Source organism: Pseudoalteromonas sp. 2CM39R, assembly GCF_023161845.1.
In genome coordinates this window covers 1-5,762 of record NZ_JALNTM010000054.1, presented here as the reverse complement: position 1 = coordinate 5,762, position 5,762 = coordinate 1, and the positions used below count along the sequence as shown (strand labels likewise).

Below are 5,762 nucleotides of genomic sequence, written 5' to 3'. Positions count from 1 at the left end.
GCTTATAGCTTATAGCTTATAGCTTATAGCTTATAGCTTATAGCTTATAGCTTATAGCTTATAGCTTATAGCTTATAGCTTATATAATACTTGACTATTTTGGTCTGGTAATTAAAATTTGCACACCTTAGCGTGCAGTAACATCGGGGGCTCCATGAAGTTAACATCAAAAGGCAGATACGCAGTAACCGCCATGTTGGATGTTGCACTACATACAAATGTGGGTGCAGTGCCTCTTGCCGATATTTCTGAACGCCAAGAGATTTCGTTATCTTACCTTGAACAACTATTCGCCCGTTTACGTAAAAACGGCCTTGTGACCTCTGTGCGTGGCCCAGGTGGCGGATATTTACTAGGTCGAGAAGCGAACGAAATTTCTGTCGGCGATGTGATTAACGCCGTTGATGAGTCTGTTGATGCAACACGTTGCCACAATGCAACGGGTGGCTGCCAAAGCGGCATGCGTTGTTTGACTCATACCTTATGGTCGGACTTAAGCGCACGTATCGAAGAGTTTTTAAATAGTATTACCCTTGCTGAATTGGTGGAAAAGTCAGATGTGAAAGAAGTCGCATCGCGCCAAGATAACAGCATCAACAATGCAATTAAGCAACTGGAAAACATTCAAGTAAGCTGTCAACTGTAGCTTGACGAAAGCGGAGAGAGAAATGAAGTTACCGATTTATTTAGATTACGCAGCAACCACGCCTGTTGATGAACGTGTGGCAAAAGAAATGATGCAATGCCTGACTATGGACGGTAATTTTGGTAACCCTGCATCACGCTCACACCGTTTTGGTTGGCAAGCAGAAGAAGCGGTTGATCAAGCACGTACAGATATTGCTGATCTGATCAACGCTGACCCGCGTGAAATTGTTTTCACTTCAGGTGCTACAGAATCAAACAACCTAGCAATTAAAGGTGCTGCGCAGTTCTATAAGAAGAAAGGCAAGCACGTTATCACTGTTAAAACAGAGCACAAAGCAGTGCTTGATACGTGTCGTGAACTAGAGCGTCAAGGTTTCGAAGTAACCTATATGGACGTTGAAGAAAACGGTTTACTTGACCTTAAAAAGCTTGAAGCTGCAGTGCGTGACGACACAGTACTTGTGAGCGTAATGCACGTAAATAACGAGCTAGGTGTTATCCAAGATATCGCGACAATCGGCGAAATGTGCCGTGAGCGCAAAATTATGTTCCACGTAGATGCTGCACAAAGCGCAGGTAAAGTACTTATCGACGTGCAACAGTTAAAAGTAGATTTCATGTCGTTCTCTGGCCACAAAGTATATGGCCCGAAAGGTGTAGGCGCACTTTATGTTCGTCGTAAGCCTCGTGCACGTTTAGAAGCGCAAATGCACGGTGGTGGTCATGAGCGTGGTATGCGTTCAGGCACACTAGCTACTCACCAATTAGTTGGTATGGGTGCGGCATTTAGAATCGCTAAAGAAGATTTCGAAAAAGACCATGCACACATCAGCGCACTTCGTAAGCGTTTGATTGATGGCATCATGGCTGATATGGACGAAGTTTACTTCAATGGTGAACCAAGTCACTCAGTTCCAGGTATTGTAAATATCAGCTTCAACTTTGTTGAAGGTGAGTCGTTATTAATGGCTGTTAAAGACATTGCTGTTTCATCAGGTTCAGCCTGTACCTCAGCAAGCTTAGAGCCTTCTTATGTACTACGTGCATTAGGCCGTAATGACGAGTTGGCACACAGCTCAATTCGTTTCAGCATTGGCCGCTTTACGACTGAAGAAGAGATTGATTACACCGTTGAACTAATCAAAAACTCGATCGGCCGTTTACGTGAGATGTCTCCTTTATGGGAAATGCATCAAGAAGGTATTGATTTAGATTCAGTTGAGTGGGCGCATCACTAATCAGTGATCGCCGCCGCTAGCAGGTAGTGAGGATAGTATTATGGCTTATAGTGATAAAGTAATCGATCATGTTGAAAATCCACGTAACGTGGGTGCTTTAGACAAAAATGATCCGTCAGTTGCAACAGGTATGGTGGGTGCACCAGCATGTGGTGACGTAATGAAATTGCAAATCAAAGTATCATCAGAAGGTGTAATTGAAGACGCAAAATTCAAAACATATGGTTGTGGTAGCGCAATCGCTTCTTCTTCACTTGTAACTGAGTGGGTAAAAGGCAAAACATTAGATGAAGCTGCAACAATCAAAAACACTGATATCAGTGCTGAGCTTGAATTACCGCCAGTGAAAATTCACTGTTCAATTTTAGCAGAAGACGCGATTCAAGCAGCAATTGCTGACTACAAAAGCAAACAAGCGAAGTAAGAGATAAATTCATGGCAGTGACATTGACAGATGCGGCGGCAAACCGCGTAGAATCATTTTTAGCAAATCGCGGCAAAGGCATTGGCCTACGCGTTGGCATTAAAACGACGGGCTGTTCAGGTCTTGCTTATGTTCTTGAATTTGTTGATGAGTTAGCAGACGGCGACGAAATTTTTGAAAGCCGTGGTGTGAAAGTGATCGTTGATGCTAAAAGCTTAGTCTACATTGATGGTACTGAGCTTGATTACACCAAAGAAGGTTTGAACGAAGGGTTTAAGTTTAACAACCCGAACCAAGCCGATGAGTGTGGTTGCGGCGAAAGCTTCACCGTTTAAGCTTATAAAACTTTCTTTGCTTGAAGCCCTGCCTATGTAGGGCTTTGTTCTTTCCTGTTTACCGAGTTGGATTATGTAATGCGTTACTTTGAGTTATTTGCAATTCCAGTAGATTACAACATTGATTTAGCGACTATTAATAAACACTACCTTGAGCTGCAACGTGCAGTTCACCCAGATCGCCACGCAAGCTCTAGCAGCCGAGATAAATTACTTGCTGTGCAAAATACAGCAGAAATCAATGATGCATTACAAACCTTAAAACACCCGGTAAAACGTGCTGAGTACATGCTAAGCGAGCTTGGTGTTGATATTCGCGCCGAGCAACAAACATTACAAGACCCGCTATTCTTAATGCAGCAAATGGAGCTGCGTGAAGAATTAGAAGAACTTGAAAATGCCGCAGATCCTGATGCAGCAATTGCCCAGTTTGAAGCGCAAATTAAACAACTCGATAAACAATACAGCAGTGAATTAGCTGCTCAGCTAGCAAGTAATGATGAGCAACAATGGCAAGCTGCCGCTGACAATATTCGTAAATTGAAGTTTGTTTATAAGTTACGCGATGAACTAGAGCGTATTGAAGACAGTTTATTTGATGATTAATCGTTAGTTGTTACACAACAGCTATTTAAGAGTTTAAAAAGAGCATTATGGCATTATTGCAAATTGCTGAGCCGGGGCAGAGCGCGGCACCACATGAGCACAAATTAGCAGTCGGTATTGACCTTGGTACAACTAACTCGTTAGTTGCAACAGTGCAAAGCGGCGAAGCGCGCACACTAACTGATTTAGCAGGCAACGCGATGCTACCATCGGTTGTTCAATACCAAGCAGATAGCATTGTGGTAGGTGAACGAGCTGCTGCAGCTGCTACTCAAGACCCTGCAAACACACTAATTTCAGTAAAGCGTTTTTTAGGTAAAACTCAGGCTGAAATCGAAAAAAGCTATGGCCAACTGCCGTACGAATTTTGTGAGCATGATGGCTCATTAGCAATCAGCACGGTTGCGGGTGCAATTAGCCCTGTTACTGCATCGAGTGAAATTTTAAAAGCATTAAAACTTCGTGCTGAAGACAGCTTTGCAGGTCAAGACATCTTAGGCGCGGTTATTACTGTGCCAGCTTATTTTGATGATGCTCAGCGTCAAAGCACTAAAGATGCCGCAGAGCTTGCTGGTATTAAGGTATTACGTTTATTAAACGAGCCAACGGCAGCTGCTGTAGCTTATGGCCTTGATTCTGGCCAAGAAGGTATTATCGCCGTATACGATTTAGGTGGCGGTACCTTCGATATTTCTATTTTGCGTTTACACCAAGGCGTATTTGAAGTACTTGCGACTGGCGGTGACTCAAGCCTTGGTGGTGACGATTTTGACTCGCTATTAGTTGATTACTTCAAAAAACAAACGGGTGTTAGCGAGCTTTCTGCATCGGTATTGCGTTTATTCATCAATAAAGCAAAAGCGTGTAAAGAAGCGCTAAGCCAATACCAAACTGTAAATGTTGGTTTAGAGTTTGATGGTCAAAGCCACAAAGTTGAAGTAACCCGCGAAACGTTTGATGAGCTTGCTCTTAGTCTTGTGAAGAAAACACTACGCTCTTGTCGCCGAGCGGTTAAAGATGCCGGTATCGAGAACGAAGAAGTACTGCAAGTTGTAATGGTTGGCGGCTCGACTCGCATGCCAATTGTACGCTCTCAAGTTGCTGCATTTTTTGATAAAGAGCCACTGACTTCTATCGACCCAGATCGCGTAGTTGCACTCGGTGCGGCATTACAAGCAGACGTACTGGTTGGTAATAAGCCTGATTCAGACATGCTTCTGCTAGACGTATTACCACTGTCGCTAGGTCTTGAAACTATGGGTGGCTTGGTTGAGAAAATCATTCCACGTAACACCACGATCCCTGTTGCACGTGCACAAGAGTTTACTACTTTCAAAGATGGTCAAACGGCTATGTCATTGCATGTATTACAAGGTGAGCGTGAGTTAGTTGACGATTGTCGTTCGTTGGCAAAATTCAGCTTAAAAGGTATTCCGGCCATGGCAGCCGGTGCTGCGCATATTCGCGTAACCTTTAAAGTAGATGCTGATGGCCTATTAAGTGTATCGGCAATGGAAAAATCAACAGGTGTGCAAGCTGAAATTCAGGTCAAACCATCATTTGGCTTATCGGATGATCAAGTTGCAAACATGCTCAAAGAATCAATGACTAACGCTAAAGACGACATGCAAGCCCGTATGCTTAAAGAGCAGCAAGTTGAAGCGTTACGTGTTGTTGAAGCACTTGAAGCATCACTGGCAACCGACAGTGCATTACTTGATGAACAAGAATTAGGTGCGTTAAAAGCAGAAATTGCTAAACTTGTTGCCGTACGCGAAAGCGCAACAACACCTGCAGAAATTAAAGCAGCGATTGAAGCTGTAGACAATGCAAGTAGCGAATTTGCTGCTCGCAGAATGGATGCATCAATCAAAAAAGCGCTGCAAGGGCAGTCAGTAGACGAAGTTTAACGAGGTAAGGTATGCCACAAATTATTTTTCTTCCACACGAAGAGTTATGCCCAGAAGGCGCTGCTATTGAAGCTCCTGCAGGTGAAACGGTATTAGATGTAGCGCTAAAGAATGGTATTAGCATTCCACATGCATGTGAAAAATCATGTGCGTGTACAACATGCCACTTAGTCATCCGTGAAGGTTTTGACTCTTTAGATGAGAGCGATGAGCTAGAAGATGACATGCTAGATAAAGCATGGGGTCTTGAGCCAGAATCACGCCTTGGTTGCCAAGCGGTGATCAAAGATGAAGATTTAGTGGTTGAAATTCCAAAGTATAATCTCAATATCGTTAATGAAGAGCATTAATTTTTAACGGCTTTGATTTCGTAAAAACCGCTGTAGTTGCTTGGTCTCTACAGCGGTTTTTTATTTTAGAGCTGTCAGCTTTCAGCCGTCAGTTTTTAGCAGATCGAGATAGAGGTTTAGTTCTTTGTGTTAATGAACTGAAATAGCTTTACATTGATTTCTCTGGTTTTATGTTTTTGATAGCTGATAGCTGATAGCTGATAGCTGATAGCTGATAGCTGATAGCTGATAGCTGATAGCTGATAGCTGAT

Annotated in this window: 7 protein-coding genes; all 7 read left to right on the top strand. The window is 43.1% G+C overall.

The annotated features are described in order from the left end of the window. The first annotated feature begins 154 nt into the window (after positions 1–154). The 7 genes from iscR (at position 155) to fdx (ending at position 5,511) form a co-directional block, all read left to right on the top strand. Positions 155–646, top strand: coding sequence for a Fe-S cluster assembly transcriptional regulator IscR (gene iscR, locus MTF66_RS38315; RefSeq protein ID WP_054552499.1), 492 nt, complete (start codon positions 155–157; stop codon positions 644–646). 22 nt (positions 647–668) lie between these two features. Then, positions 669–1,886 carry an IscS subfamily cysteine desulfurase gene (locus MTF66_RS38310; protein ID WP_248530343.1) on the top strand — a complete coding sequence of 406 codons (1,218 nt, stop codon included), beginning with the start codon at positions 669–671 and terminating at the stop codon, positions 1,884–1,886. Between the two features lie 40 nt (positions 1,887–1,926). Next, positions 1,927–2,310 carry a Fe-S cluster assembly scaffold IscU gene (gene iscU, locus MTF66_RS38305; RefSeq protein WP_008131649.1) on the top strand — a complete coding sequence of 128 codons (384 nt, stop codon included), beginning with the start codon at positions 1,927–1,929 and terminating at the stop codon, positions 2,308–2,310. Positions 2,311–2,321: 11 nt separating this feature from the next. Then, entirely contained in the window at positions 2,322–2,645 is a 324-nt protein-coding gene (gene iscA, locus MTF66_RS38300) for an iron-sulfur cluster assembly protein IscA (RefSeq protein WP_054552502.1), read from the top strand. A 78-nt stretch (positions 2,646–2,723) separates the two neighbouring features. After that, complete coding sequence (gene hscB, locus MTF66_RS38295; RefSeq protein ID WP_248530342.1) at positions 2,724–3,251, top strand: co-chaperone HscB; 528 nt, start codon at positions 2,724–2,726, stop codon at positions 3,249–3,251. A 47-nt stretch (positions 3,252–3,298) separates the two neighbouring features. Then, on the top strand, positions 3,299–5,161 hold the full coding sequence (gene hscA, locus MTF66_RS38290; RefSeq protein WP_063529989.1) for a Fe-S protein assembly chaperone HscA: 1,863 nt from the start codon (positions 3,299–3,301) through the stop codon (positions 5,159–5,161). An 11-nt stretch (positions 5,162–5,172) separates the two neighbouring features. Further along, entirely contained in the window at positions 5,173–5,511 is a 339-nt protein-coding gene (gene fdx, locus MTF66_RS38285) for an ISC system 2Fe-2S type ferredoxin (protein ID WP_054563549.1), read from the top strand. Positions 5,512–5,762 lie beyond the last annotated feature (251 nt).